28 protein-coding genes, 2 tRNA genes, 1 rRNA gene and 1 other RNA gene are annotated in these 24,101 nt (G+C 33.8%); 15 read left to right on the top strand and 17 right to left on the bottom strand.

What is annotated here, in order from left to right:
* Positions 1–243 precede the first annotated feature (243 nt).
* The 8 genes from tyrS to AAGD45_RS00560 form a co-directional block, all read right to left on the bottom strand.
* Positions 244–1,479: a tyrosine--tRNA ligase gene (gene tyrS / locus AAGD45_RS00595; RefSeq protein WP_341761554.1), complete on the bottom strand. Its 1,236-nt coding sequence runs from the start codon at positions 1,477–1,479 to the stop codon at positions 244–246.
* Positions 1,480–1,589: 110 nt separating this feature from the next.
* Complete coding sequence (gene secF, locus AAGD45_RS00590; RefSeq protein ID WP_341761553.1) at positions 1,590–2,495, bottom strand: protein translocase subunit SecF; 906 nt, start codon at positions 2,493–2,495, stop codon at positions 1,590–1,592.
* A 16-nt stretch (positions 2,496–2,511) separates the two neighbouring features.
* Entirely contained in the window at positions 2,512–2,748 is a 237-nt protein-coding gene (locus AAGD45_RS00585) for a DUF2312 domain-containing protein (protein WP_341751598.1), read from the bottom strand.
* A gap of 250 nt (positions 2,749–2,998) precedes the next feature.
* Complete coding sequence (locus AAGD45_RS00580; RefSeq protein WP_341762161.1) at positions 2,999–4,249, bottom strand: MFS transporter; 1,251 nt, start codon at positions 4,247–4,249, stop codon at positions 2,999–3,001.
* Positions 4,250–4,310: 61 nt separating this feature from the next.
* Entirely contained in the window at positions 4,311–4,445 is a 135-nt protein-coding gene (locus tag AAGD45_RS00575; RefSeq protein ID WP_341761552.1) for a hypothetical protein, read from the bottom strand.
* A 119-nt stretch (positions 4,446–4,564) separates the two neighbouring features.
* On the bottom strand, positions 4,565–4,819 hold the full coding sequence (locus tag AAGD45_RS00570) for a Txe/YoeB family addiction module toxin (protein ID WP_341761551.1): 255 nt from the start codon (positions 4,817–4,819) through the stop codon (positions 4,565–4,567).
* Positions 4,820–4,824: 5 nt separating this feature from the next.
* Positions 4,825–5,070 carry a type II toxin-antitoxin system Phd/YefM family antitoxin gene (locus AAGD45_RS00565; protein WP_341761550.1) on the bottom strand — a complete coding sequence of 82 codons (246 nt, stop codon included), beginning with the start codon at positions 5,068–5,070 and terminating at the stop codon, positions 4,825–4,827.
* 206 nt (positions 5,071–5,276) lie between these two features.
* Entirely contained in the window at positions 5,277–6,164 is an 888-nt protein-coding gene (locus AAGD45_RS00560; protein ID WP_341761549.1) for a DMT family transporter, read from the bottom strand.
* Positions 6,165–6,342: 178 nt separating this feature from the next.
* Here AAGD45_RS00560 and AAGD45_RS00555 point away from each other — a divergent pair, with 178 nt between their 5' ends.
* Positions 6,343–7,059 carry an OmpW family outer membrane protein gene (locus AAGD45_RS00555; protein WP_341761548.1) on the top strand — a complete coding sequence of 239 codons (717 nt, stop codon included), beginning with the start codon at positions 6,343–6,345 and terminating at the stop codon, positions 7,057–7,059.
* A gap of 98 nt (positions 7,060–7,157) precedes the next feature.
* On the top strand, positions 7,158–7,724 hold the full coding sequence (locus AAGD45_RS00550; protein ID WP_341761547.1) for a cell cycle transcriptional regulator TrcR: 567 nt from the start codon (positions 7,158–7,160) through the stop codon (positions 7,722–7,724).
* Positions 7,725–7,866: 142 nt separating this feature from the next.
* Here the strand turns inward: AAGD45_RS00550 and AAGD45_RS00545 are convergent, their stop codons facing one another.
* The 6 genes from AAGD45_RS00545 to AAGD45_RS00520 form a co-directional block, all read right to left on the bottom strand.
* Complete coding sequence (locus AAGD45_RS00545) at positions 7,867–8,190, bottom strand: YbaB/EbfC family nucleoid-associated protein (RefSeq protein WP_341761546.1); 324 nt, start codon at positions 8,188–8,190, stop codon at positions 7,867–7,869.
* A gap of 12 nt (positions 8,191–8,202) precedes the next feature.
* Positions 8,203–9,870 carry a DNA polymerase III subunit gamma/tau gene (gene dnaX, locus AAGD45_RS00540; RefSeq protein ID WP_341762160.1) on the bottom strand — a complete coding sequence of 556 codons (1,668 nt, stop codon included), beginning with the start codon at positions 9,868–9,870 and terminating at the stop codon, positions 8,203–8,205.
* Positions 9,871–9,929: 59 nt separating this feature from the next.
* Positions 9,930–10,025, bottom strand: an RNA gene (gene ffs / locus AAGD45_RS00535) — signal recognition particle sRNA small type.
* A 36-nt stretch (positions 10,026–10,061) separates the two neighbouring features.
* Positions 10,062–10,718 (bottom strand): outer-membrane lipoprotein carrier protein LolA, encoded by a 657-nt coding sequence (locus AAGD45_RS00530; protein ID WP_341761545.1) that lies wholly within the window; start codon positions 10,716–10,718, stop codon positions 10,062–10,064.
* Positions 10,702–11,598, bottom strand: coding sequence for a bifunctional 5,10-methylenetetrahydrofolate dehydrogenase/5,10-methenyltetrahydrofolate cyclohydrolase (locus AAGD45_RS00525; protein ID WP_341761544.1), 897 nt, complete (start codon positions 11,596–11,598; stop codon positions 10,702–10,704). Before AAGD45_RS00525 ends, AAGD45_RS00530 begins: the two co-directional genes overlap by 17 nt.
* A complete protein-coding gene (locus tag AAGD45_RS00520; protein ID WP_341761543.1) occupies positions 11,598–12,599 on the bottom strand; it encodes an NAD(P)/FAD-dependent oxidoreductase in 1,002 nt (333 codons plus the stop codon). The genes AAGD45_RS00525 and AAGD45_RS00520 overlap by 1 nt, the downstream gene beginning before the upstream one ends.
* Before the next feature lie 108 nt (positions 12,600–12,707).
* On the opposite strand from AAGD45_RS00520, the gene AAGD45_RS00515 reads away from it, so the two are divergent.
* From AAGD45_RS00515 to AAGD45_RS00500, 4 genes are all read left to right on the top strand, one after another.
* Positions 12,708–12,977: a monovalent cation/H+ antiporter complex subunit F gene (locus AAGD45_RS00515; protein WP_341761542.1), complete on the top strand. Its 270-nt coding sequence runs from the start codon at positions 12,708–12,710 to the stop codon at positions 12,975–12,977.
* A 44-nt stretch (positions 12,978–13,021) separates the two neighbouring features.
* Entirely contained in the window at positions 13,022–14,170 is a 1,149-nt protein-coding gene (locus AAGD45_RS00510) for an FAD-dependent monooxygenase (protein ID WP_341761541.1), read from the top strand.
* A 214-nt stretch (positions 14,171–14,384) separates the two neighbouring features.
* Positions 14,385–15,887, top strand: a 16S ribosomal RNA gene (locus AAGD45_RS00505).
* Positions 15,888–16,188: 301 nt separating this feature from the next.
* Positions 16,189–16,350 (top strand): hypothetical protein, encoded by a 162-nt coding sequence (locus tag AAGD45_RS00500; protein WP_341761540.1) that lies wholly within the window; start codon positions 16,189–16,191, stop codon positions 16,348–16,350.
* Positions 16,351–16,628: 278 nt separating this feature from the next.
* Here the strand turns inward: AAGD45_RS00500 and AAGD45_RS00495 are convergent, their stop codons facing one another.
* The 3 genes from AAGD45_RS00495 to rlmB form a co-directional block, all read right to left on the bottom strand.
* Positions 16,629–17,675, bottom strand: coding sequence for a hypothetical protein (locus AAGD45_RS00495; protein ID WP_341761539.1), 1,047 nt, complete (start codon positions 17,673–17,675; stop codon positions 16,629–16,631).
* Positions 17,641–18,195, bottom strand: coding sequence for a hypothetical protein (locus AAGD45_RS00490; RefSeq protein ID WP_341761538.1), 555 nt, complete (start codon positions 18,193–18,195; stop codon positions 17,641–17,643). The genes AAGD45_RS00495 and AAGD45_RS00490 overlap by 35 nt, the downstream gene beginning before the upstream one ends.
* 127 nt (positions 18,196–18,322) lie before the next feature.
* Entirely contained in the window at positions 18,323–19,057 is a 735-nt protein-coding gene (gene rlmB / locus AAGD45_RS00485) for a 23S rRNA (guanosine(2251)-2'-O)-methyltransferase RlmB (protein ID WP_341761537.1), read from the bottom strand.
* Positions 19,058–19,507: 450 nt separating this feature from the next.
* On the opposite strand from rlmB, the gene AAGD45_RS00480 reads away from it, so the two are divergent.
* The 9 genes from AAGD45_RS00480 to rpsS all read left to right on the top strand — a co-directional run bounded on the left by AAGD45_RS00480 (position 19,508) and on the right by rpsS (position 24,100).
* Positions 19,508–19,593 (top strand) — tRNA-Tyr (locus AAGD45_RS00480).
* A gap of 20 nt (positions 19,594–19,613) precedes the next feature.
* A tRNA-Gly gene (locus AAGD45_RS00475) sits at positions 19,614–19,687 on the top strand.
* Positions 19,688–19,771: 84 nt separating this feature from the next.
* Positions 19,772–20,956, top strand: coding sequence for an elongation factor Tu (gene tuf / locus AAGD45_RS00470; protein WP_341748170.1), 1,185 nt, complete (start codon positions 19,772–19,774; stop codon positions 20,954–20,956).
* A 131-nt stretch (positions 20,957–21,087) separates the two neighbouring features.
* Complete coding sequence (gene rpsJ / locus AAGD45_RS00465; RefSeq protein WP_341748171.1) at positions 21,088–21,411, top strand: 30S ribosomal protein S10; 324 nt, start codon at positions 21,088–21,090, stop codon at positions 21,409–21,411.
* The gene (gene rplC, locus AAGD45_RS00460) at positions 21,411–22,061 is read left to right on the top strand and encodes a 50S ribosomal protein L3 (protein WP_341761536.1); all 651 of its coding nucleotides are present in this window, start codon (positions 21,411–21,413) and stop codon (positions 22,059–22,061) included. The genes rpsJ and rplC overlap by 1 nt, the downstream gene beginning before the upstream one ends.
* Before the next feature lie 5 nt (positions 22,062–22,066).
* On the top strand, positions 22,067–22,690 hold the full coding sequence (gene rplD, locus AAGD45_RS00455) for a 50S ribosomal protein L4 (RefSeq protein ID WP_341748173.1): 624 nt from the start codon (positions 22,067–22,069) through the stop codon (positions 22,688–22,690).
* Positions 22,687–22,986, top strand: coding sequence for a 50S ribosomal protein L23 (gene rplW / locus AAGD45_RS00450; protein ID WP_341761535.1), 300 nt, complete (start codon positions 22,687–22,689; stop codon positions 22,984–22,986). Before rplD ends, rplW begins: the two co-directional genes overlap by 4 nt.
* Complete coding sequence (gene rplB, locus AAGD45_RS00445; protein ID WP_341761534.1) at positions 22,987–23,808, top strand: 50S ribosomal protein L2; 822 nt, start codon at positions 22,987–22,989, stop codon at positions 23,806–23,808.
* A 13-nt stretch (positions 23,809–23,821) separates the two neighbouring features.
* Positions 23,822–24,100, top strand: coding sequence for a 30S ribosomal protein S19 (gene rpsS / locus AAGD45_RS00440; RefSeq protein ID WP_341748176.1), 279 nt, complete (start codon positions 23,822–23,824; stop codon positions 24,098–24,100).
* Position 24,101: the final 1 nt, after the last annotated feature.

Below are 24,101 nucleotides of genomic sequence, written 5' to 3'. Positions count from 1 at the left end.
AACTTAAATACTCGTGAACGGTTACACCTCGACTTGGTAATTCCTGCTACTATCATGATTTTGATTCTATCGTCTATCAACTCTTCATTTACGAGCAGTATACTTCATTATTTTAGAACGAAGTCAAAGTTCAGAAAGAACAGTTTCAAAAATAAATTAAGTTCAATTTAAACAGGAGTCATTTTACAGGATATCTATACATGAAAAAATTACCAGCAGAAGTAGATATTTTTTAGCTTACTATTATGTCAACCTGATCAACACATATTTTTTCTTACCTACGGAGATCTTAATAACTTGGTTGTCCTGCATAAAGATCAAATCAATAACCATGTTTTCGTCTTGGATTAATTGATTATTGATTTTTGCTCCAGCCCCTCTAATCAACCGACGTCCTTCGGATTTTGATTTAGCAAGACCTGCTTCATAAAGTAACTCATATGCTGGAATACCTAGAGCTAACCTCCCCTGTTCTAGATAAATAGTTGGTAAATTGCAATCAATTTCTCCTTGTTCAAAAAGCTTGGTAGCTGTTTCTAAAGCTATCATAGCTGCCTCTTTACCATGACAAAGTTTAGTTAAATTAAAGGCTAATTGCTTTTTGGCACTATTAATATCAGATGCACTAAGTAAGATAAACTCTTGCATGGCATCTTCTCCTAACTCACTATATAATTTTGCGAACTTGACCACATCTTGATCTTCACAATTCCGCCAATATTGATAATAATTGTACGGGCTTAACATATCCTCATTTAGCCACACAGCTCCACCAACAGACTTGCCCATTTTGTTGCCAGAAGCAGTTGTTAGTAAGGGAGTAGTCATACCAAAGACTTCATTACCTGTTAGTTTCCTTGTAAAATCAACGCCCATTACTATATTACCCCACTGGTCACTACCACCTATTTGTAAAGAACAACCATATAGTTTATTTAAATGATAAAAATCGTAGGCTTGTAGCAACATATAATTAAATTCTAAGAAACTCATATGTTGCTCTCTCTCTAAACGTAATTTTACAGAGTCCATAGATAACATACGATTCACAGAAAAAAAACTACCAAAATTGCGAAGAAAATCTAAGTAATTTAACGATTCTAGCCAATTTGAATTATCAACTAATATTGCATCATTTTCCCCAGTACCAAATTTAATAAATTTTGATAATGATTTTTTTATACCTTCAGCATTTTGGGCAATTTCTTCTTTTGTTAAAGATTTCCTTGCTTCATCTTTACCAGTAGGATCACCAATTTTACTAGTTGCCCCTCCTAGGAGTACTATTGGCTTATGACCATATTGTTGCAATAAACGCAGTATCATAATTTGCATCAGACTACCTACATGTAAAGATTGTGCTGTACAATCAAAACCAATATAAGCAGAGATTTTGCTGTTTTTCATTAGCTCTGTTAGTTTTTCTAAATCAGTACATTGATATAGAAAACCTTTACTATCAAAATCTTTAATAAACATTTTTAAAACTAATTTTTTTTTAATATTTATTATTATTTTGTAGCAGAATTGAAGACCTCTACTTCAATTTTGCCACTCAACTTTTATCCAAAAACTTGAAAATTGATTTATCAATTCTTCAAGTTTTTGAAGTAGGTCAATATAGGAGCAGATATAAAAATAGATGAATATGTACCAACTATTATACCAAAAAACACTAATACACTAAAACTATAAATAGCTTCCCCACCAAATATTACCAAAGCTAGGTTTGCGAGTAAGGTTGTAACAACTGTTAGAATAGTTCTAGACAGAGTTTCATTAATACTCAGATTAATAATTTGTGGCATTACTTTCTTATGTGATTTACGTAAATTTTCTCTGATTCTATCATAGATAACTACTGAATCATTCACAGAATAACCTATTATGGTAAGAATAGCAGCTATGGAGCTTAAATTGAAGTCTAGCCTCATTACACTCATAAAACCTAAGCTTAGTATGGCGTCATGTAACAAAGCTACAAGTATACCAAGCCCAAAATACCACTCAAATCTAACCCAAGTGTAAACCATTATGGCAAGAAACGAAAGAATTAGTGCCGTTATTCCTGATTTTATCAGTTGAGTACCAACTTGTGGACCGACAAAATCTACTTTACGATATTCAAATTTATAAGGAAATTGGTTTTTTAAAGTTGATTTGATAAGCTCAATATTTTGCATTAAAGTATCTTCACTATTGCTGCCAACTCGTATTGACAAATCATGCTGATTACCAAAATTTTGCAATACTACTTCACCAATCTTAAGGTTATTAAGCACCTCACGCATTTTGGTTAAATCAGGGTCTTGATCAAGCCGCACTTCTATAACAATCCCACCAGCAAAATCAATACCAAAATTAAATTTGTAAATCCCTATCCAAATAATACTTATAAGAGATAAAATAATGGATATTGTATAACTTACTTTCTTAAATTTGATAAAATCAAAGTTGATTTTATCAGGTAAAAGCCTTAATGGATATAATTGCATTATTGAATTCTTTAATTTATATACCGAGAGCTTGTCTATACAATTCTAAGATCGCATCTTGTTCAGCTAGCTTATTTCTATCAAGTTTTTTTAGTTTTAACACCGACTTCATAGCCTTGGTATCAAAGCCACTAGAGCTGGCTGCATCAAATATATCTTTTATTGCTTCAGATAATTCAGCTTTTTCTTGTTCAAGCCCTTCTATTTGATTTATATATTGTTCTAATTGTTCTTTAGCTATCACTTCTGTCATAAAATTAAAGTTTATTGTTTATTAAAAATTGTATACTCTTCTGCTCCTACGAATTGTTTTTTGAAAATATCATGGATTCGCATGCTCACGTACTATATGTACGCTGCGCTTGCTCACCATTCATTTTCAAATCCAATTCGTAGGATCATTTGAGTATAATAATATGGCTAGTATATATTATTTTATCAAGCCACTAAGTAATTTATAGATAATTTTGCTATAAATGCTAGAAAAATCTTTAGATGAGTTGTTACCCTCTTGAACGATCCTTATAAAAACGAAGAGCTATTAGGCTTGAAATAGCACAAGCAATTACATAATAAATAGATGAAGTAATAGTACCAGTTTTTTGCACAAGATATTCTAGTATTAAAGGTGTTGTACCACCAAAAATACTGGTTGCTGTATTATAAGACAATGATAAAGCAGTATTTCTGATATTGGTTGGATAAAATTCAGCTTGCAGTGCAGGTTCAGGACCAATATAACAAGCAGCTAAAATTGATAATACGATTTGAGATATAATTATAAAATAAAATTCTCCAGTTTCAATTACATTCATCAAAAAAGGGATAACTAAAATAATTACCAGTAAATTAATCACAAAAATTTTCTTTCGACCAATTACATCAGATAAATAGCCAGAACATAAAGTAACAATAGCCATGATTATATAACAATAATTAGCTAAATTGCTAACTTGGTCATCGGTAAAACCACGATTTATCCTCAAAAATGACATTAGATAAGTAGCTTGTAGATAGAATATTACTGAACCTGTAGAATTGATGAAGATTGATATTAACATATCAATCCAATATACAGAGATAACTTCTTTCAGAGGAGATTTTAAAATCCCACCATCTTCTTTTATACTTTGAAAACTAGGGGTTTCACTGGTATATTTTTTTATATAAAGTCCAGCAAATAAAATAAAAATTCCTAATAAAAATGGTATTCTCCATCCCCAATCATTAAATTGTTGTGCTGATAAAAGGCTTTGTATAAGCTGCGAAATGAGTGATCCAAATAATATGCCAATACAAATACTGGACATTGGTATACTGCCAGTAAAGCCACGATGCACCTTACCTGTATGTTCAATAGCAAATGCAATTGAGCCAGTAAGTACTCCGCCCATTGATAAACCTTGCAGCATCCGAAGTAGAATCATTAATATAGTTGCGGTAACACCTATATTGTCATAAGTTGGTAATATGCCAATTAGTGCCGTTGGCAGAGACATACAAAATATAGATGTACTTAAAGCAGTTTTTCTACCAAAACGATCTCCGAGTACCCCAAAAAATACCCCACCTATTGGTCTCATTAAATAACCGATAGCAAATACCAAAAAAGCATGTAATAAAGACGAGCTAGGACTTGATCCAAGAAAGAACTTTGCCCCTATTATAGGAGCAAAGTAACCAAATAGTGCGTAATCATACCACTCAAATGCATTTGCTACACCACTTGCAAAAACCAACTTACATTTATTCATATTTTTTATTATTTCTTGGCTATCAAGGGTTAGAATGCTTATTAGCAACATAGATGATGACTTATATACTCTTCTGCTTTGAAGAATTGGCTTCACAAAATTGCGGGGAATTCGCGTACTCACGTACTTTATGTACGCTCTGTTCGCTCACCCCTTGTTTTACGTTCCAATTCTCCAAATCATTTGAGTATACCATTTCTGAAAACTAATCATCACGTCGTCGTACTTCATAATCTCCGCTCCTCACGTACTAGTTGTACGCTCCGGTACTCGACACTCGTACTCCGAGTAGCAATTTAGTTTTGGGAAATGGTATTACTCATAATGCCCACTCAAGCTGATTATTAGTACAGTCTTTTCATCTTCAAAAATTTCGTATATCAATCTATGTTTGATATTAATTCTTAGAGAATAGCAACCTTTTAAGTTGCCTACGAGTTTTTCACTGCTGATAGGTCTTGGATTATTTTTTAATTCAGTCCATAGTTTTCTAGCCTTATTATCAAGCTTTTCTGATTTTAACTTTTGGAAATCTTTAAATGATTTTTTAGTAAATTTCAAATTGTACAATGACATCAATTCATATCATCTTCATTTAAGCACTCATCCAAAGGTTCTTGCCTAGCTTTTAATATTTCCTTAACTAATCCAGGTATCGAATATAATTCTAATGTCGCTTGCAAAGATTCGTAGTCTTCTCTAGATAATAGCACTGCATCATAATTCTTACCTTTTAAATATACTGGTTTATGTGTTTCGTTTGTTTCTTGTACAAGGCTAAATAAATTAGCTCTTGCTACCGATATTGTCTGTACGTTCATAATTTATCTCCCTTATAAGTATACTCGCTTTGAAGAATTGTCTTTTGAAAATATCAAGGACTCGCGTACACTCCGTTCGCTCGTCCCTTATTTTTAAATCCAATTCTACAAATCATTTGAGTATATACACATATAGTACATGATATTGTACATTCAATATCATTTCAACAAAATGTTTGAAAAAAACAAGCATTGCGAGTACTTTTTCATGCAGTAGCTTTATCATTTTGTGTAATATTTCCTTTCTCAGAATATATTATAAACAATGTTGCAGGTATTATTATCAATGCTCCGTATAAAGTACTGTTTTCAGGTGTTTCATTAAACACAAGATATCCAGCTGATGCTGAAATTATTAACTCTAAATATCTATAAGGGGCGGTGGCAGTGGCATCAACTAGAGAGAAAGCCTTTAATAAGAGAAATAAGATTAAACTACCTCCAGCTCCTAAGGTAAATAGCAATGCAAATTCTGAACTGGTAGGTGTTTGCCAATACATTATCGATGGTGGTATTGATACTAAAGATGTTACTAAAGCAGAATAAAATAGCATACTAATCATTGATTCTTTTACTACAAATTTCTTATTGATAATATCTAACATGGCAAAAGCTATAGAAGCTAAGACAAAAATCAATATCTGTGGATTAAAGTCACTAGCATGAGGTCTCAGGGTAATAACAATACCAATAAAACCAAATAAAGTTGCTGCCCATCTTTGCCAAATAATATTCTCATTTAAGAAAAAAACTGCTAAAACTAGAGTAAATAAAGGTGTAGCAAAACTAATAACTGTAGCAGTAGTCACTGGGGCAATACTGAGAGCATAAATCCAAGACGTCATAGCAAAAAACAATAAAACCCCTCTTGCAATATGTATAAAAGGACGATTAGTTTTAAGAGTCTGTTTCCCATAATATAAAATAAAAGGGACAAGAATTAAAGCACTAAAGAAAAAGCGAAAACTAGTCACCTCAAAACTATGTAGCCTAAGTCCAAGATATTTTGCTGTTATGTCATTAGTTGCACTACTTACCAAGCTTAATATAAACCAACCAATACCAACAAAATAAGTTTTTAATTTATTATTCATTGTATAGACCTTAATTCGTTATTTTTTTATATTTTTTGTATTAGTGTTTTCTATATTTAGTGTTATAGTATCACTAATATTAAACAAGTTTAAAAATCTTATTATCAATTTGATTTCCAAATAAGAAAGAATATATATAATACAGCAATATATTTAAAGCAAGAAAAGGTTTATAGTTATGATAAAAGTCACGAAAAAATTTGGAATATTGCTGTTGGTAGGTTGTGTAAGTATCTCTAGCTTTGCTAATTCTGATTCAACTAATAATGACTATGATGCTGATTATTATGAAAATGAAGGTAATCTTGTGTTTAAAATAAGAGGGGGGGGTATAAAATCTAGTGCAAAGCAACAAGGCTTTCCTAAGGCTACCGCCAAAGATCCGGTATCGATTGGTAATTTTGTTGAAAATGGTTACGGTTTTGATGCTTCTACATCAATATTCTTTGCTAGTAATGTTGCCGCAGAATTATCTTTAGGTTTTAATGTATTACGTACTAAAAATAATAGTTTAAAGAATGTGGCTTATAATTATGGTGGTAATCCAGCAGACGTTGGTAAGAGAAAAGATATTTATATGATCCCTCTGACTGTCACGGGGCAATATCATATAGCTCCCTTTGGTGCTATTAGACCTTATGTTGGCGTTGGTTATCATGGAGCTTATATGTCCAGTAAATCTAAAGGATGTACAGTCAAAAATGGTCACGGTGCTGTATTACAGATCGGGGTTGATTTATATGCTAAGGATGATACATTGATTAACTTAGATGTAAGGCAGTATTTTCTTAAGACCAAAGTTGATTATAAAAATAGTTTAATAAAACAACCTATATCATCTAAAGTAAGATTTAATCCGTTAATGATTGCAGTAGGTATTGGTTTTAGGTTTTAGCCTGACCTAATTAAGCGAGAAATTGAAAGTTGACTTATTAGTTAGAAGAGACTATATCTTTTCTAGACATATCAATATTATATTATTAGTTTTTTACTATGAGTTCACAACAAAAATTACCCATACTGCCTAGAGCAACTGCTATTTGGTTGATTGATAATACTGCTTTAACGTTTAAGCAGATAGCTGATTTTTGTGGGATTCATGAGTTTGAAATTAAAGGCATTGCTGATGGTGAAGTGTCCCAAGGTATTATGGGGCTAGATCCTATTGCTGGAGGACAATTAACTCAAGAAGAAATAATGCGTTGCACGAAAGATCCAAGTAGTAGTTTAAGACTTTTTGTGAGTAGTGCCTATGATTTGGTAAGTACAAAGAAAAAACAACAATCTAGATATACTCCTATTGCTAGACGTCAGGATAAACCAGACGCGATATATTGGTTACTTAAAAATTGTCCAGAAATTTTAGATAATCAAATTATAAAACTCATTGGTACTACTAAGTCAACCATAGAAGCTATCCGTGATCGTAGTCACTGGAACATGAAAAACATTCGCCCACGTGATCCAGTTTTACTTGGAATTTGTAGTCAAGTGGAATTAGACAAGAGTATTGAGCAAGCACAGCTTTTATCTAAGCAAGAAAAAACTGCTAAAGAATAAGTCAGGGCAATTTAAAAGCCGCGAACGGTAGTTGCTATAGACATGCCTGCAAAGGCTATGAGATGTTATAGATTCCCGCCTATGCGGGAATGACCTACTCATGGTTCATGCAACAAATCCTCCATGCGGAAGTTGGGAGGATTTAAAATGGCATCTTTAGTCCAGGTGGCAAACCAATATTACCTAAAGCATCAGACATAGAGTTTTGTGAATCTTCATCGACCTTGCTTTTAGCATCGTTGAAAGCAGCAACAATTAAATCTTCCAATAATTCCTTCTCTGTCTCTTTAAGCAAAGAGGAATCAATGGAGACCTTTCGAACCTCACCACGACCACTAACGGTAATATTTACTAACCCACCACCTGCTTTTCCAAAATATTCAGCATTTGCCATTTTTTCCTGCATTGCTTGCATTTTTTTCTGCATTGACTGAGCTTGTTTTAAAAATTGATTAAAATTTGTCATACTATGTACCTTTTAATTTTCTAACAAAATATCTGAAATTGTAACATTTGGAAAGTGTTGTGTTAAAATTTTCCAATCTTGACTTGATTTTACTTTATTTAGCAATTGTTCTTTAAGAGTGATTATTTTTAACTGTTTTGTAATGATAACATTCCAAGTTTTTCCTGACCAAGCAAATAATAAATTAGCAATTTGTTCTTTTATTTTTGTATTGAGATCGCTTCCAGCAATTTCTATAGTTTGAAGAACAAAAGATTTTAACTCCACTTGGTTTAGTAATCTGTAATAAACTTCCATCTCATTATGCAAATGTAAAAACTCAAGAAAATCGATAAGAAGAGCGGTAATTTGATAATTCTGAGTTGATTGTTGTAATACCGGCTGTTCTAGTTGTTCCCCATCATTATATTCCGCTAATTCTTCTAGCGATGGCAACATCTGTGAGTAAATAGATTTTATCACCAGCATTTCAGCTTCTATCAATTGATTATGTGAAGTTCTCATCTCTATAATTCCTTTACTATATATTTGCCAAATAATAGATAATTGAGGAAGAGTAATTTTTGTTAAAATATTTGTAACATTATCATTAAAAGATACATATATAGGATTTTGATAATTAGGTATACTATTCTGCTTTGAAGAATTGGTTTTTGCAAATACTTGCGGGGTATTCGCGTACTCACGTACTTCATGTACGCCTAGTTCGCTCACTCCTTGTTTATTGTCCCCATTCTCCAAATCATTTGAGTATAATATCTTTATTTTATTAAGATAGGCAGTAAAATCAGCAACTAATGCTACAAAAGTTTCTAAATTTGCTGAAGACATATAGAGATTGTTTACTAAATCAATCGATTTAGTAGCATCTTTTTGAATAATATATTCAAAAAACTTAACTATACTAGCTGTATCCACTAAACCAAGTATTTGATAAACGATTTCAGGAGTGATCAGATATCCTGCTGCCAAACTAGTTGCTTGGTCTAGTACTGAAACTGCATCTCTAGCTGAACCATCAGATCTAGACGCAATTATTCTCATAGCCTCTATCTCAACGTTTAACTGTTCTTTTTTAGCGATGAACTGAAGCAATTGAAAAATTTCATCAAATGTTAGCCTCCTTAAATCATATCGCTGACATCTAGAAATTACGGTTAATGGAATTTTTTGTGGTTCAGTAGTAGCAAATATAAATATTACATGTGCTGGTGGTTCTTCAAGGATTTTAAGTAGAGCGTTGAATGCACCTTTAGATAGCATATGAACTTCATCAATTATGAAGATACTGTACCTAGCGATTAGTGGCTTATATTCACTACTTTCTATTATTTTACGGATATCATCAACACTTGTCTTGCTAGCAGCATCAATTTCAATTATATCGGGATGGTTATTTTTATTAAAACTACTACAATTCTGACAACTCTCACAAGGTTTAATACTATCACCTTCAACTATCAGATTGGTACAATTAATAGTTTTAGCGATAATACGTGCTGAAGTAGTTTTGCCAACACCCCTAATACCAGTAAGAAGATAACCTTGAGATATACGATTTTTTAGAATAGTATAGCTTAAAATCTTTGTTAAAACTTCTTGTCCGTATAGCTCAGAGAAATTAGTAGGGCGATATTTTCTAGCAAAATTAATATATTGGTCAGTTGTTTTTGTCACTATGGTATATTCACAAAAATATGATCTACTCAAATGATTTCAAATCCAATTCTTGAAAACAGAAGAGTATGCTAGTAATGACCCACTAGAGACTATTTTGGCTGCTTCCTTTCGAACCTGACCACCTGAACAGCACCAATGCCCACTACTAGCACATGATAAAATAGTTCTTTTATCATCTAGAGGCAAGTTATTTAAGTAGCTAAATTGTATTTTTTTTCTATATCGCTTTTTGTCAGTCTACTTGGTGTTCCGAATATGTCTGGATTCTTAAGCTTAAATAAATCATCATCAAATTTTTGTACTTTTGCAATATGATTAAATATTATGGTAATAACATTTTCATCTTCAAGTATTTCTAGCTTTTTTATTTGTTTAGTTTTTTTATCAAAGGTAATCTGACTATGTCGTTCTGATAAAGTATGATAAATAGTAATTTTAAACATATTATCTTGATCTATTACTGACTCAATTTTGAAATATTTATCAAAATCTATACTATCTTCTAATAAAAAATTAAATACATTCTCTTCTGCCTTAATACGACTTACATGTTTCATATCATAGTCATACACAGAAACATAATTAGCATTACCAATAACCACCAAAGGGAATGGTGGGTAATAATTACATCGAAACTTAGAAGGCTTATTTATTAATAACTTACCTTCAGCTTTATTCCCTGCTGAATCCTCTTGGCTAAAGTCCACAGCCATGGATTTTATTTCACGTAAATATATTTTGAGTTGATCAGTAGCTTTGTTATCAAGAGGTTTATTCTCTAATATTTCAGCATAGGCTATGGTTAGAAACCAATAAATGACAATAATACCTTTACAAAGCCAGCTCATCTTTTATACCTATATGTGTTATATTTTGTTTTGCTGCTTTAAGTGTATTCTTTAGCAAATAAGCGACAGTCATTGGTCCAACACCGCCTGGAACTGGTGTTATATATCTCACTTTATCAACAACATTGGTAAAATCAACATCTCCTACCATCTTGTCGCTATTAGGAAGTTTACTAATACCAACATCAATAACTATAGAGTTAGGACTGAAATATTCTTTTGTTAGTGTTAAAGGAGAACCAATAGCAGATATTACTATATCAGTACGGGAAGTTATAGAACTTAAATTTTGAGTTCTTGAATGGCATATAGTCACAGTACAATCTTCTCTAAGTAATAAAGCTGATAATGGTTTACCTACAATATTAGAACGCCCTATAACTACAGCATTTTTTCCAGCTAAATTTGGTTCAACTTGTTTAAGTAAATCAATGCAACCAAGAGCCGTGCAAGGTATAAAGCCATTGCCTGAGTTACTATGTAGATAACCAACATTTATAGGATGGAAACCATCGACATCTTTGCTAGGATTGATGGCAGATAAGATTAAATTTTTATTGATATGTTCAGGTAGAGGAAGTTGTACGATAATTCCAGAAATATTTGAATCATTGTTGAGCATACTGATTTCATGCAGCATATGGTCAATATCAATTTCATTGGGCAAATTTATTTGCAAGGCGTTCATACCAATTGCTCCTGCTGCTTTGATCTTATTTCTTACATATATACTACTAGCTGGGTTATCACCCACTAGTATAATAGCAAGGGTTGGTACTAACTTGTGTTGTTCCTTGATTAAATTAATCTCTGCCCTTAACTTAGATAATATTTGTTCTGCAACATATTTGCCATTGATTATATTACTACGTTCATTCACTATTTATGCACTCCTTTGGTAGTTGAATATTCGAAGTGTAAGGCCTTACCCTCAAATACCCTGCCATAGGCGTGATGTAAGCTGCTAGCTGCTTCGGCAAAACCAGTAAGAATTAATTTTAATTTTGCAGGATAACTAGCAATATCGCCAATTGCATAAATGCCCGAAATATTTGTTTCGAAATATGAAGGTTCTACAACTATATGATTAGTTTTGAGATTTAATCCCCAATTTTTTATGGGGCCCAATTCTTGGGCAAGTCCGAAGAATGGTAATAAAATATTCGCGGGTAAAGTACAAATATTTCCCTCAAAATCTTTGACGTTGACTGCTTCTAGTTTGCCGTCTTTTCCTACTAAATGGTTCAGTTGATAATTAATTACTAACTCAATTTTGCCACTATTTGCTAGTTCTTTGAGTTGCCTTATACTTTCATTTGCTGCCCGAAATTTCTCACGCCTATGCACTAAATATATTTTTTTAGCAATTTCAGAGAGTGATATTGCCCAGTCTACAGCCGAATCCCCTCCACCAGCTATTACAATTTCTTTGTTGGCAAAACTATTGCGGTTATTGATAAAATAAAATACTGATTTTCCCTCAAATGCTTCTATATTAGGTAATGGAGGTCTGTTAGGTCCAAAAGAGCCGCATCCAGCAGCTATAATAATAACCTTAGCAGTAACTAGGATGTCTTTAGAAGTGGTAATTTGGAATTGCCCCTCTTTTTTTTTTAACTGCACTACTTGCTGATTTAGATGATAAACCGGATCAAACGGTTGTGCTTGCAATGCCAATTGTGCTATCAACTCTTCTGCCATAATTTTAGGATATGCTGGTATGTCATATATAGGTTTTTCCGGGTAAAGTTGGCTGCATTGGCCTCCTATTATCTCTTGGGAGTCAATAACATGGCAACGCATACCAAGCATCCCAGCTTGAAAAATAGCAAATAGACCAACTGGACCTGCACCAATTATTATAATATCAGTATTGTGCATAAAATAAAATTTTTATAAATAAAAAAATAGTCAAACTCTTAACGATACCGGGATTTTATGTTAGAATGGATAAATAATCAACTAATCAGTTTAAATTAATTTTGTATCATGATAAATTTTTATTTAGTTATCAATATTTTGTTCATTGGTTTAATGATCTATTTATTAATTAAAAATGTAAATATTTTTGTCAAACTCTTAGTGCTAAATAGTTTAACTAGTATAATAACCTTATTCATTTGTTTTCTTGGTTCATTTAAAATGAATAATTGTTATCTAGACATTGCTATAATTTATTTTCTCTTAAGTTTTATAGCAAGTGGAGCATATTTAAAGTATTTTATCAATCAATCTACCCAAATTCAGGATAAGAATTAACAAATTCTTATCCCGAATTCGCGTAATCTAATATATGTGATGTGATGGAAAAAGAAATAGTAATATTGGGTTGTGGTTTCAGTGGTATGCTTACGGCATTATCGTTTGCAAAAGAGGATATTAAGACTACCATCCTTGAGTATCAATCGATAAATTCTGATAATTTTTGTACTGATATCAGAACGACCGCCTTAACCCCTGCTTCTGTGCAGTTTCTAAGAGGTCTTAATGTATGGTTTGAGATTGAGAAGATAGCTAGCAAAATGTTGGACGTCTATGTTGTTGATAATAAAGCCCCAGAAATGTTATGTTTGCCAAATATTAAGGGAAATGATGCACTAGGTTATATAGTAAAAAATAGTGAATTTAAGAAAATATTGCTAGCAAATGTTAGAAAAAACCCTCTGATTAAGGTAATTGATCAGTGTGATTATAAAAAAGTTGATAGTAAACCTGATCATTCAACCATATATCTAGATGACAATAAGACTATGAATAGTGACTTATTGATTGTTTGTGATGGACGTAATTCTAAAGTTCGTCAATATTATTTTTTTAATAAAATAGAGAGAACCTATAACCAAATCGCCTTGACATTTGATATTAAGCATGAGAAAGATCACGAAAATTGTGCTATTGAACATTTTATGCCATCTGGTCCTTTTGCCATTTTACCTCTCAAGGATCAAAAGGTCTCATCTATAATATGGACTACTGGGCAAGAGCAGGCTGCATTATTGATGAGCTTACCAAAGGAAGAATTTGAGTATTTAGCAAGTAAAAATTGTGGGAATTCTTTAGGGTCTATTGCTTTAGATAGTACTATTAGCTCTTTTCCTTTAAAGGCTCGTATAGCTAGTAAATATTTTTATAATAAAATAGCAGTTGTGGCAGATAGTGCTCATACAATTCATCCTTTAGCTGGTCAGGCTTTGAATCAAGGAATAAAGGATATTGAAACTTTAACGGGGTTAGTGGCTAGTAGTGGTATAAGTACAGGAATGCTAGAACGATATCAAAAATTAAGACAAAATGATAATTTTCATATGTATATGATTACTGAAAGCTTAAATAGTATTTTCTCAAACCATTCAAAAACCTTGTGGTATCTAAGACGTTTGGGGCTTAAAACTATTGATAATATACAGCCTATTAAAAATTTGTTAGTAGAGTATGCCATGGGTCGTAGATAAAATGAATAAGGAAATTATAAAAAAAGTTCAAAATACCAGTTGACAGGATGGTAGATTTTGCATATAACTACTCCTACGAAAAGACGAACATTAATTATTCGTAGCTGTTTTTAAAAGTAAATAATCAGATATAGGTAGTGACAGCAAAATGTACTTATCACTAAAAGTGATAAATTAAACCTGTCAATTTTTTGAATAAAAAGTAGACAGAATCAAACTTGAGAGTTTGATCCTGGCTCAGAACGAACGCTTTCGGTATGCTTAACACATGCAAGTTGAACGGATTAATTTAGGGCTTGCTCTGAATTAGTTAGTAGCAAACGGGTGAGTAACACGTGGGAATCTACCCATCAGTACGGAATAACACTTAGAAATAAATGCTAATACCGTATATTCTCTTCGGAGGAAAGATTTATCGCTGATGGATGAGCCCGCGTCAGATTAGGTAGTTGGTAGGGTAATGGCCTACCAAGCCAACGATCTGTAGCTGGTCTGAGAGGATGATCAGCCACACTGGGACTGAGACACGGCCCAGACTCCTACGGGAGGCAGCAGTGGGGAATATTGGACAATGGGCGAAAGCCTGATCCAGCAATACCGAGTGGGTGACGAAGGCCTTAGGGTTGTAAAGCCCTTTTCAGCAGGGAAGATAATGACGGTACCTGACCAAGAAAGCCCCGGCTAACTCCGTGCCAGCAGCCGCGGTAAGACGGAGGGGGCTAGCGTTGTTCGGAATTACTGGGCGTAAAGAGTGCGTAGGCGGTTTAGTAAGTTGGAAGTGAAAGCCCGAGGCTTAACCTCGGAACTGCTTTCAAAACTACTAATCTAGAGTGTAGTAGGGGATGATGGAATTCCTAGTGTAGAGGTGAAATTCTTAGATATTAGGAGGAACACCGGTGGCGAAGGCGGTCATCTAGGCTACAACTGACGCTGATGCACGAAAGCGTGGGGAGCAAACAGGATTAGATACCCTGGTAGTCCACGCCGTAAACGATGAGTGCTAGATATCGGGAGAATTTCTTTCGGTTTCGTAGCTAACGCATTAAGCACTCCGCCTGGGGAGTACGGTCGCAAGATTAAAACTCAAAGGAATTGACGGGGGCTCGCACAAGCGGTGGAGCATGCGGTTTAATTCGATGTTACGCGAAAAACCTTACCAACCCTTGACATGGTGGTCGCGGGAAGCAGAGATGCATCCCTTCAGTTCGGCTGGATCACACACAGGTGTTGCATGGCTGTCGTCAGCTCGTGTCGTGAGATGTTGGGTTAAGTCCCGCAACGAGCGCAACCCTCATTCTTATTTGCCAGCGGGTAATGCCGGGAACTATAAGGAAACTGCCGGTGATAAGCCGGAGGAAGGTGGGGACGATGTCAAGTCATCATGGCCCTTACGGGTTGGGCTACACGCGTGCTACAATGGTATCTACAGAGGGAAGCAAGACGGTGACGTGGAGCAAATCCCTAAAAGATATCTCAGTTCGGATTGCTCTCTGCAACTCGAGAGCATGAAGTTGGAATCGCTAGTAATCGCGGATCAGCATGCCGCGGTGAATACGTTCTCGGGCCTTGTACACACTGCCCGTCACGCCATGGGAGTTGGTTTTACCTGAAGGTGGTGAGCTAACGTAAGAGGCAGCCAACCACGGTAAAATTAGCGACTGGGGTGAAGTCGTAACAAGGTAGCCGTAGGGGAACCTGCGGCTGGATTACCTCCTTTAAAGACTTAATTATAGCATGTTATTACTTTTGTAATACTTGCTCAAGTCCGACTTTCGCTGTCACTACCTTTAACTGATTGTTTATCAAATTTTAAAAACAGCTTTTTCTTTAAGTATTCTTTTGTATTCACCAAGCCTAGCAAAATAAATATTTCCCAATATATATACTTGATGAATTTCAACAGTTATGGGTGACAGCGAAGGCTGGGATGCATAGTACCCTACATTTTTTTATAATCGTCATAGCAAGGCTCTTTAGATGCCGTGGCGATCCAAGTAACTCATCTTCGAGACGAAAAAGTGCTTGAAACGTCTAAAGAATCAGGTTCGCAGTGGTTTTGGCATGAAGTTTGTAGTCATGTAAACATCACTTTTCTACTTGACATACTAAAAATTAGTCAACATAATGCTTCTTATGTGTATTACCATTGTTTTGTTTCAAATAAAAACTCTTGTCATTAAAGTACACTTTTATCAGTATTTCTTTATTATAAAATTCCACAGGTGAAAAAATGTAGTCAGTAACGAGAATTTAATTCTACACTCCACTCGTCGCATAATACTCACGTTCTATAGCATAATTTCTGCTCATATTTATCTCGAAGATGAGAAGTAAACAGCGAAGCTGTTTTTTCTAGGCGTATCCTAGATTGCCGCGTCGCCGCTTTTTCGCGGCTTCTTGCTAATAGACATATTTTTTAATAATTCTAAAAAACTTGATTATCGAGTATACAGGGTAATCAACATGCTGTATCACCAATAAGTTCTACAGATGATTGATATTCCAGCTCTGTAGATGCCGGTAAAAAATCTGCGAGAGTTTTGAGGTCGCATGTTATTATTGGTTCTTGGGTAGAAGAGTTGTGAAAAAGGTATGGGCTTTTAAAAAACCATGCGTATTCCCCTTCCATATCCTTGGCAGTTAAGTCATTTAATATAATACCATTTTGTGCTGAAAGTTTAAATGACTCATATTTTTTATAACCATTACCTTCTTTAACTTCTAAAGGCATCTTGGTGTTTTCTTGTTCCAATAATGCTTGTTGCTTTAGTAAATGAATTGATAGTAAATGTAGATTGTACTCAAGGCTCATACGATTACTTTTATTATATCCAGCAATAACCATTGCTTCATGGGTGTTTATCAATGATTCTAAAGGCTCTTCGCTATATTGTATATTATTATCTCCTATAAAAATCTTACTATTATCTTCAAATGATTTAATTAATATTGTTCTCATATGTGAGGCTGGAACAGTTATCATATACTCTTTATCTAGATGATGCTCCAATGTAGCTTTAGCAATAAAACTATGCAAATTTGTTGATAGATTTTTATGAAATTCCCCGTTATAAGAAGCGGCTCTTGCAATCCCTACATGTCCAGTAAAATGAGCATTTTTAGATGTCATCATACTCACAAACATTTCAATTGATTCTTGGTCAATTTTATTGTGATCTTGCCAAATTTTATTTGCAACAAAAGCAACATATGTTTCTGTAAGATACTGGTCATGATAACGTAAACTAGGCAAAAATCCTGTAATACCAATGTCTGCCTTTTGTATACCTGTATGTGTAGTATAATAGTTTTTGCTATTTTGCCTCTGATTCACAGCATATTCGTTCCACATATCACAATTTTTTTCTGTAACTTTCACCATATAGAAATGAAGATATTCTTGTTGTAAATGGTAAATTTCTGATTTTACCTCTTGTGATTCATATATAGATTTTAATTTATCTTTAAGATTAGAATGATCGTTGATCAATTGCAGTAAAATCAAAATTCATGAGTATTTTTAAAGCATGAAGATACTGCATTGATTTGTCATTTGTAGATTTCGCTTCATTACAGGTATTACAAGCATTCTTTACAAACTTAGCTAAGTCATCATTGCTTAGATTATTAGCATCACAGTCCTTAACTTGGCTATAAAAATTTTTAATTAAAGTATCGTTTGCACTAAATTTAATTTCTACTCCAGATGTTATGCTTAAAGATGTAATGTGATTATCATAGCAATTATGGCAATCTAGTTGTATATATTGTAGCGGAGGGGTTGATAAAATAAACTCTTTAAAGTCATCAAAATCATCTTTATTAAGATAGTCAATCTTAATAGAATCAACATTATCAAGCATTCCTGAAAATTGCACTTTATTTTGTAAAATATACTGGATTCCTTTAAAACCAATGGCTCTCAATATATTGTTGTCAATAGTTAAGGTGCTAGTTCCTATGCTGTTTTTAGCTTTTTCTAATAATTTTAATATTTGGTTATTGTCATATTCTAAATTTGGCATATAATTCCTACTCATCATTAAATTTCTAATCCGTTTAAAACGGATTATGGTTGGTCATTATATACAAAATTACTTAATTTTCTAGTATAATTTTGCTAAAAATTCATGTTATATAATTAAGCTTTATTTATTTTGCCTCTAATGAAATCAAATAAAACGCTATTGCAGCAGCATTTGAGACATTTAAGCTTTCTACTTTACTTGAAATGGGTATTTTAACTAAGTGATCACATGCTTCTTTAACTAGACGTCTGATTCCTTTATCTTCAGAACCAAGTACTATTGCCATTTTATCTGAAAATATTTTTGTACTTAAAGATTGTTTTGCATTGCCATCAAGACCAATAATCCAAAACCCATGTTTTTTTAGATATTCTATTGACCACCTTAAATTAGTGACTTTAACTATTTGTACTAGCTCTAAAGCTCCAGAAGCTGTTTTTGCTATGGTAGCATTTTCATCAGGTGCATTATCTAGAGGTAATATTATGGTCGTGATGTCAAAAGAAGCTGCACTACGAATAATAGCACCAATATTTTGTGGATCGGTTATTTGATCCAAAATAGCAACTTTACAATTAGGAATAGTTATGTCAATATCTTCAATACGATTAGAGAAGATACTTTTAACGTTAGCGGCTATTCCCTGATGATTATGATTTGAACCAAAAAGACGTGTTAAGTAATCTATGTTGGTAATCTCATACGGGTGGTTAGAGATTAAATTTTTGTGCAAATTGAAAATATCTTCTGTACATAAAACATTTTGAATATAACGTTTTGGGTTGCTTAATGCTGCAAATACTGGATGTTTGCCGTATATATAGTGCAAATCTTTAGAAATTTTAGCTTTATTTCTCATCTTATTAGAACCTAGAGTAATTTATTCTTGACACAAACTACTATTTATTATAGAAAGTTACAACTGATAAACGTTCTGAAGTAATGTAAGTTTAATATTAGCTTATTTAGGATAGTTCAAGAGAAAAGAGCCGGGGTCATTTGAGTTTCAGCTTTATAACAAAAAAGATGTCCTTCCCGTGTAGGCAAGTCCATGATACCTAACAGCCTTTAGGCTGTTTTTTGGATTTCTGCCGCGGGAAGGATATAGAGGCTTCTTAAGTTAACACCCATGCGATTACGCAGGAATGATACTGATGTTGTTTAAGGGTTATATCCTTATTTATAAAGGCTTGTAGCCCGAAGTTCAAATGTCCTTGGAAAAGAGCAAAGAAGATTTGTTGGTACTTATACTAAGTTATATATATGCTTTACGTTTAATTAGACCATTTAATACTTGCGTAAATTCTTTGGAGGAATGGCCGAGTGGTCAATGGCAGCAGACTGTAAATCTGCCCGCGTGAGCGTACGAAGGTTCGAATCCTTCTTCCTCCACCACAAGTTGGTTAGGTAGATACGCGGGTGTAGCTCAATGGTAGAGCTCCAGCCTTCCAAGCTGGCCACGTGGGTTCGATTCCCATCACCCGCTCCAAGAGTATTGGTGATAATTGGAAATTGGATAAATTTGTATTTTTATGTTAAATTGTATTAAATCTTAAATTGTGGAGAATGAATTATGGCAAAGGTAAAATTTGAAAGGGATCTACCCCATTGTAATATAGGTACTATAGGACACGTAGATCATGGTAAGACTTCTTTAACAGCTGCAATAACTTTAGTGTTATCAAAAGAAGGTGGAGCACAGGCTACTAATTATGATGACATTGATAAAGCTCCTGAAGAGAGGGAAAGGGGTATAACTATTGCTACTGCTCACGTTGAATATAGAACTAAAAAAAGGCATTATGCTCACATTGATTGTCCTGGTCACGCAGATTATATAAAGAATATGATAAGTGGTGCAGCTCAAATGGATGCTGCTATATTGGTAGTATCTGCTGCTGATGGTCCAATGCCTCAAACAAGGGAACATATATTGCTTGCTAAGCAAGTTGGCGTACCTGCAATAGTTGTATTTTTGAATAAAGTTGATATGGTTGATGATCCAGAATTGCTTGACTTAGTAGAAATGGAAGTCAGAGAACTTTTATCAATGTATGATTTTCCTGGAGATGATATACCAGTTATCAGAGGTTCAGCTTTACAGGCTCTAGAAGGAAAACCTGAAGGTGAAGCTGCGATTAAAGAGTTGATGAATGCTATTGATGAATATATACCTCAACCTGAGAGAGATACAGATAAACCTTTCTTAATGTCAATAGAAGATGTATTTTCTATTTCTGGAAGAGGTACGGTTGTTACTGGTAGAATCGAAAAAGGTATAGTAAAAGTTGGTGAAGAGGTAGAGATTGTCGGTATAAGAGATACTCAAAAAACTACTTGTACTGGTGTGGAAATGTTTAAGAAGCTATTAGATCAAGGTGAAGCCGGTGATAATGTTGGTATATTACTGCGTGGAACTAAAAGAGAAGATGTATGTAGAGGTCAAGTGTTAGCTAAGCCTGGAAGTATAACTCCGCATACTGAGTTTGAAGCTGAAGTTTATGTACTTACCACAAAAGAAGGTGGTCGTCATACAGCATTTACAGATAAATATCGACCACAGTTTTATTTTAGAACGACTGATGTAACTGGAGAAATCACTTTGAAAGATGGTAAAACAATGGTGATGCCTGGTGATAATGCGAATCTGAAAATTGCATTGATCGCTCCAATAGCTATGGAAGAGGGCGTACGTTTTGCTATACGTGAAGGTGGTAGGACAGTAGGAGCCGGTGTAGTATCAAAGATTATAAAATAATAAGAAATAGTCATCCTGAAAAATTTCAGGATGACTATTTTTTTAGGGTTAGGCAAAATATGTTTAATTAGAGTAAATCTATTAAAGAATGTGCTTTGACTGGTCTAGCTGTTTATAAAAAGGTTTAGTTAATGAAAAATAATCAAAAAATCAAAATTCGTTTAAAGTCGTTTGATCACCGCTCGCTTGAGCAAGGTACTAGAGAAATAGTAGGGGCTGTTAAAAGAACCGGTGCTGATATAATTGGTCCAATTCCGTTGCCAAGGACAATTGAGAGATTTACCGTTAATAGGTCTCCGCATGTCAATAAAAAATCAAGGGAGCAATTTGAGATTAGAATTCAGAAAAGACTTTTGATAATAAGTTATCCAACTCCTCAGACTGTTGATGCTTTAAAAAAAGTTGATTTGCCTGCTGGTGTTGATGTTGAGATTAAGTTAGAGAGTGTTGAGTAATGAGAACCGGTTTAATTGCTAAAAAAATTGGTATGAGTTCAATTTTTAATGAAAAGGGTGAGAGAGCTACCGTTACTTTTCTACAAGTTGAAGATTGCCAAGTAGTGGGACAAAAGACCCTAGAAAGGGATGGCTATAATGCTTTGGTTATTGGGGTAAAAGATAAAAAATTATCTAAAGTAACAAAACCAATGAAGCAGGTATTTGCTAATGCTCAAGTTACGCCAAAGGAAAAATTGAAGGAATTTAGAATTTCTAAAACTTGTTTCCTTGATGTAGGTTTTGCATTGCATGTGGATCATTTTGTTATTGGTCAGTTTATAGATGTTGTAGGTACTACTATTGGTAAAGGTTTTGCTGGTAGTATGAAAAGGCATAATTTTAGAGGACTTGAAGCTTCACATGGTGTATCTGTATCTCACCGTTCGCATGGTTCTACTGGTGGTAGACAAGATCCTGGTAAAGTATTTAAGAATAAGAAAATGGCTGGTCATATGGGAAGTACAAGAGTTACTATTCAAAATTTGAAAGTAGTCGATACTGATATGGAAAAAAGCATAATCATAGTTAGTGGAAATATTCCCGGTTCAAAAGGATCTTATGTCTACATTAAGGATGCTATTAAGAAAACCATTACAGCTATAGGATAAACTATATGAAAGCCAAATTATTAAATCTTGAAAATGAAGCTGTTGGTGAGATTGATTTAGATAACGAAGTTTTTGCCGTAGATTTTGTTAGGGAAGATATTATCAAGCTTGTTGTTGATTGGCAGAGAGCTAAAGCTATGGCTGGTACACATCAAACAAAGACAGTGTCGCAAGTATCTGGTACTACAAAGAAACCTTTTAAGCAAAAAGGTACGGGTAATGCAAGGCAAGGATCTTTAAGATCTGTCCAAATGAGAGGTGGTGGAGTTTCTCATGGTCCAGTAACAAGGAGTCATGCTACAAAATTGCCAAAAAAAGTTAGAAAACTTGGTTTAAAACATGCTTTATCAGAAAAATTGGCTGAGGGGAAATTGCTAATAGTAGATTCTTTAAAATTACATGAATCCAAAACTTCTAATCTTATAAAATTATTAAATAATTTTCATGGTAAAAGTTATTTTATTGTTAGTGGTGATGAGGTTGATATCAATTTTTCTTTGGCAGTACAAAATATTCCAAATACTATTTCAGTACCGCAAATTGGTGCAAATGTTTATGATATAATACGCCATGATTATGTTTTGTTATCACAAGAAGCTGTAGATGCTTTAGAAAAGAGGTTAAAGTGAAGTCTTATAAACATTATGATCTTATTAGGAATCCTGTGATCACTGAGAAGACCAATATTTTATCTGAGCAACAAAATAAGTTTACTTTTCATGTTGCTGATAGTGCTGAGAAAGCTTCTATCAAGATGGCGGTTGAAAAAATTTTTCAGGTTAAGGTTAAAAAAGTTAACATAATGAATGTAAAAGGTAAGAGAAAAAGATTTAAGGGTATTAACGGCAGACAATCAGATAAAAAGAAAGCAATTGTGACGTTAGAAAAAGATTATACTATTGATTTTACAGGGGGTATTAAATAAATGGCTTTAAAAACGTTTAATCCAGTTACTCCATCCCTTAGAGAATTAGTACAGGTTGATAAATCTGATCTTTGGAAGGGTAAGCCTCATAAAGCTTTAACTAAAGGTTTATCTAAGACTGGTGGTAGAAATAATTTGGGTAGAACCACTGCTTGGCATAGAGGAGGAGGGCATAAAAGACTTTATCGTATAATTGATTTTAAAAGAAATAAACAGGATGTATTTGCCACTGTTGAAAGAATAGAATATGATCCTAATAGAACTTCCTTCATTGCTTTAATTAAATTCGATGATGGTGAGTATTCTTATATTTTAGCACCACAAAAGCTTATTATAGGAGATAGAATAGTATCAAGTGATGAAGCTGACATAAAAATAGGAAATTGTTTATCTTTGAAATCTATTCCTGTTGGTACTACTTTACATAATGTAGAAATGAAAGTTGGTAAAGGTGGTCAAATTGCAAGATCTGCTGGTACTTCTGTTAATTTAGTAGGTAAGGATTCGGGTTATGCACAGATCAAGCTTCGATCTGGAGAATTTAGATTGATACCGTTAGATTGTAAAGCTACCATAGGTGTTGTTTCAAACCCTGATCAAAAAAATACCAATTTAGGTAAGGCCGGAAGAAATAGATGGCTAGGTTGGAGACCACATGTTCGTGGTGTTGCAATGAATCCAGTCGATCACCCACATGGGGGGGGAGAGGGAAAAACTTCTGGTGGTCGTCATCCAGTGACTCCATGGGGTTTCCCAACTAAGGGTAAGAAAACACGTAAGAATAAGCTTACATCAAAATTTATTATTAAGAGAAGAAAGTAATTAGGTAGTAATTATGGCTCGTTCAGTTTGGAAAGGACCTTTTGTAGATGGTTATTTGATAAAAAAAGTACAAAAATTGATTGAATCTGGTAAATCAGAAATGATTCAGACTTGGTCTAGAAGGTCAACAATTTTACCATTTTTTGTTGGAATAACATTTGCTGTACATAATGGAAATAAATTTATACCTGTTACTGTAAGTGAAGAAATGGTTGGTAAAAAATTAGGTGAATTTTCTCCAACTAGGACTTTTCATGGTCATGGCACAGATAAAAAAGTTAAGAGAAAATAGA

This window comes from Candidatus Tisiphia endosymbiont of Thecophora atra (assembly GCF_964026395.1).
In the GTDB taxonomy this organism is placed as follows: Bacteria; Pseudomonadota; Alphaproteobacteria; order Rickettsiales; family Rickettsiaceae; genus Tisiphia.
This window is presented reverse-complemented; position numbering and strand designations above follow the sequence as displayed.

Bases quoted from the DNA above. Each gene is read 5' to 3' on its own strand.
- AAGD45_RS00585 (WP_341751598.1), bottom strand. From the start codon at position 2,748: ATGACAGAAGTGATAGCTAAAGAACAATTAGAACAATATATAAATCAA.
- AAGD45_RS00530 (WP_341761545.1), bottom strand. From the start codon at position 10,718: ATGAGCTGGCTTTGTAAAGGTATTATTGTCATTTATTGGTTTCTAACC.
- AAGD45_RS00510 (WP_341761541.1), top strand. From the start codon at position 13,022: ATGGAAAAAGAAATAGTAATATTGGGTTGTGGTTTCAGTGGTATGCTT.
- AAGD45_RS00515 (WP_341761542.1), top strand. From the start codon at position 12,708: ATGATAAATTTTTATTTAGTTATCAATATTTTGTTCATTGGTTTAATG.
- AAGD45_RS00565 (WP_341761550.1), bottom strand. From the start codon at position 5,070: ATGAACGTACAGACAATATCGGTAGCAAGAGCTAATTTATTTAGCCTT.
- rlmB (WP_341761537.1), bottom strand. From the start codon at position 19,057: ATGAGAAATAAAGCTAAAATTTCTAAAGATTTGCACTATATATACGGC.
- secF (WP_341761553.1), bottom strand. From the start codon at position 2,495: ATGCAATTATATCCATTAAGGCTTTTACCTGATAAAATCAACTTTGAT.
- AAGD45_RS00580 (WP_341762161.1), bottom strand. From the start codon at position 4,249: ATGAATAAATGTAAGTTGGTTTTTGCAAGTGGTGTAGCAAATGCATTT.
- rplD (WP_341748173.1), top strand. From the start codon at position 22,067: ATGAAAGCCAAATTATTAAATCTTGAAAATGAAGCTGTTGGTGAGATT.
- AAGD45_RS00560 (WP_341761549.1), bottom strand. From the start codon at position 6,164: ATGAATAATAAATTAAAAACTTATTTTGTTGGTATTGGTTGGTTTATA.
- AAGD45_RS00555 (WP_341761548.1), top strand. From the start codon at position 6,343: ATGATAAAAGTCACGAAAAAATTTGGAATATTGCTGTTGGTAGGTTGT.
- rplC (WP_341761536.1), top strand. From the start codon at position 21,411: ATGAGAACCGGTTTAATTGCTAAAAAAATTGGTATGAGTTCAATTTTT.
- AAGD45_RS00520 (WP_341761543.1), bottom strand. From the start codon at position 12,599: ATGCACAATACTGATATTATAATAATTGGTGCAGGTCCAGTTGGTCTA.
- rpsS (WP_341748176.1), top strand. From the start codon at position 23,822: ATGGCTCGTTCAGTTTGGAAAGGACCTTTTGTAGATGGTTATTTGATA.
- rpsJ (WP_341748171.1), top strand. From the start codon at position 21,088: ATGAAAAATAATCAAAAAATCAAAATTCGTTTAAAGTCGTTTGATCAC.
- AAGD45_RS00550 (WP_341761547.1), top strand. From the start codon at position 7,158: ATGAGTTCACAACAAAAATTACCCATACTGCCTAGAGCAACTGCTATT.
- rplB (WP_341761534.1), top strand. From the start codon at position 22,987: ATGGCTTTAAAAACGTTTAATCCAGTTACTCCATCCCTTAGAGAATTA.
- AAGD45_RS00490 (WP_341761538.1), bottom strand. From the start codon at position 18,195: ATGCCAAATTTAGAATATGACAATAACCAAATATTAAAATTATTAGAA.
- AAGD45_RS00545 (WP_341761546.1), bottom strand. From the start codon at position 8,190: ATGACAAATTTTAATCAATTTTTAAAACAAGCTCAGTCAATGCAGAAA.
- tyrS (WP_341761554.1), bottom strand. From the start codon at position 1,479: ATGTTTATTAAAGATTTTGATAGTAAAGGTTTTCTATATCAATGTACT.
- AAGD45_RS00575 (WP_341761552.1), bottom strand. From the start codon at position 4,445: ATGGTATACTCAAATGATTTGGAGAATTGGAACGTAAAACAAGGGGTG.
- tuf (WP_341748170.1), top strand. From the start codon at position 19,772: ATGGCAAAGGTAAAATTTGAAAGGGATCTACCCCATTGTAATATAGGT.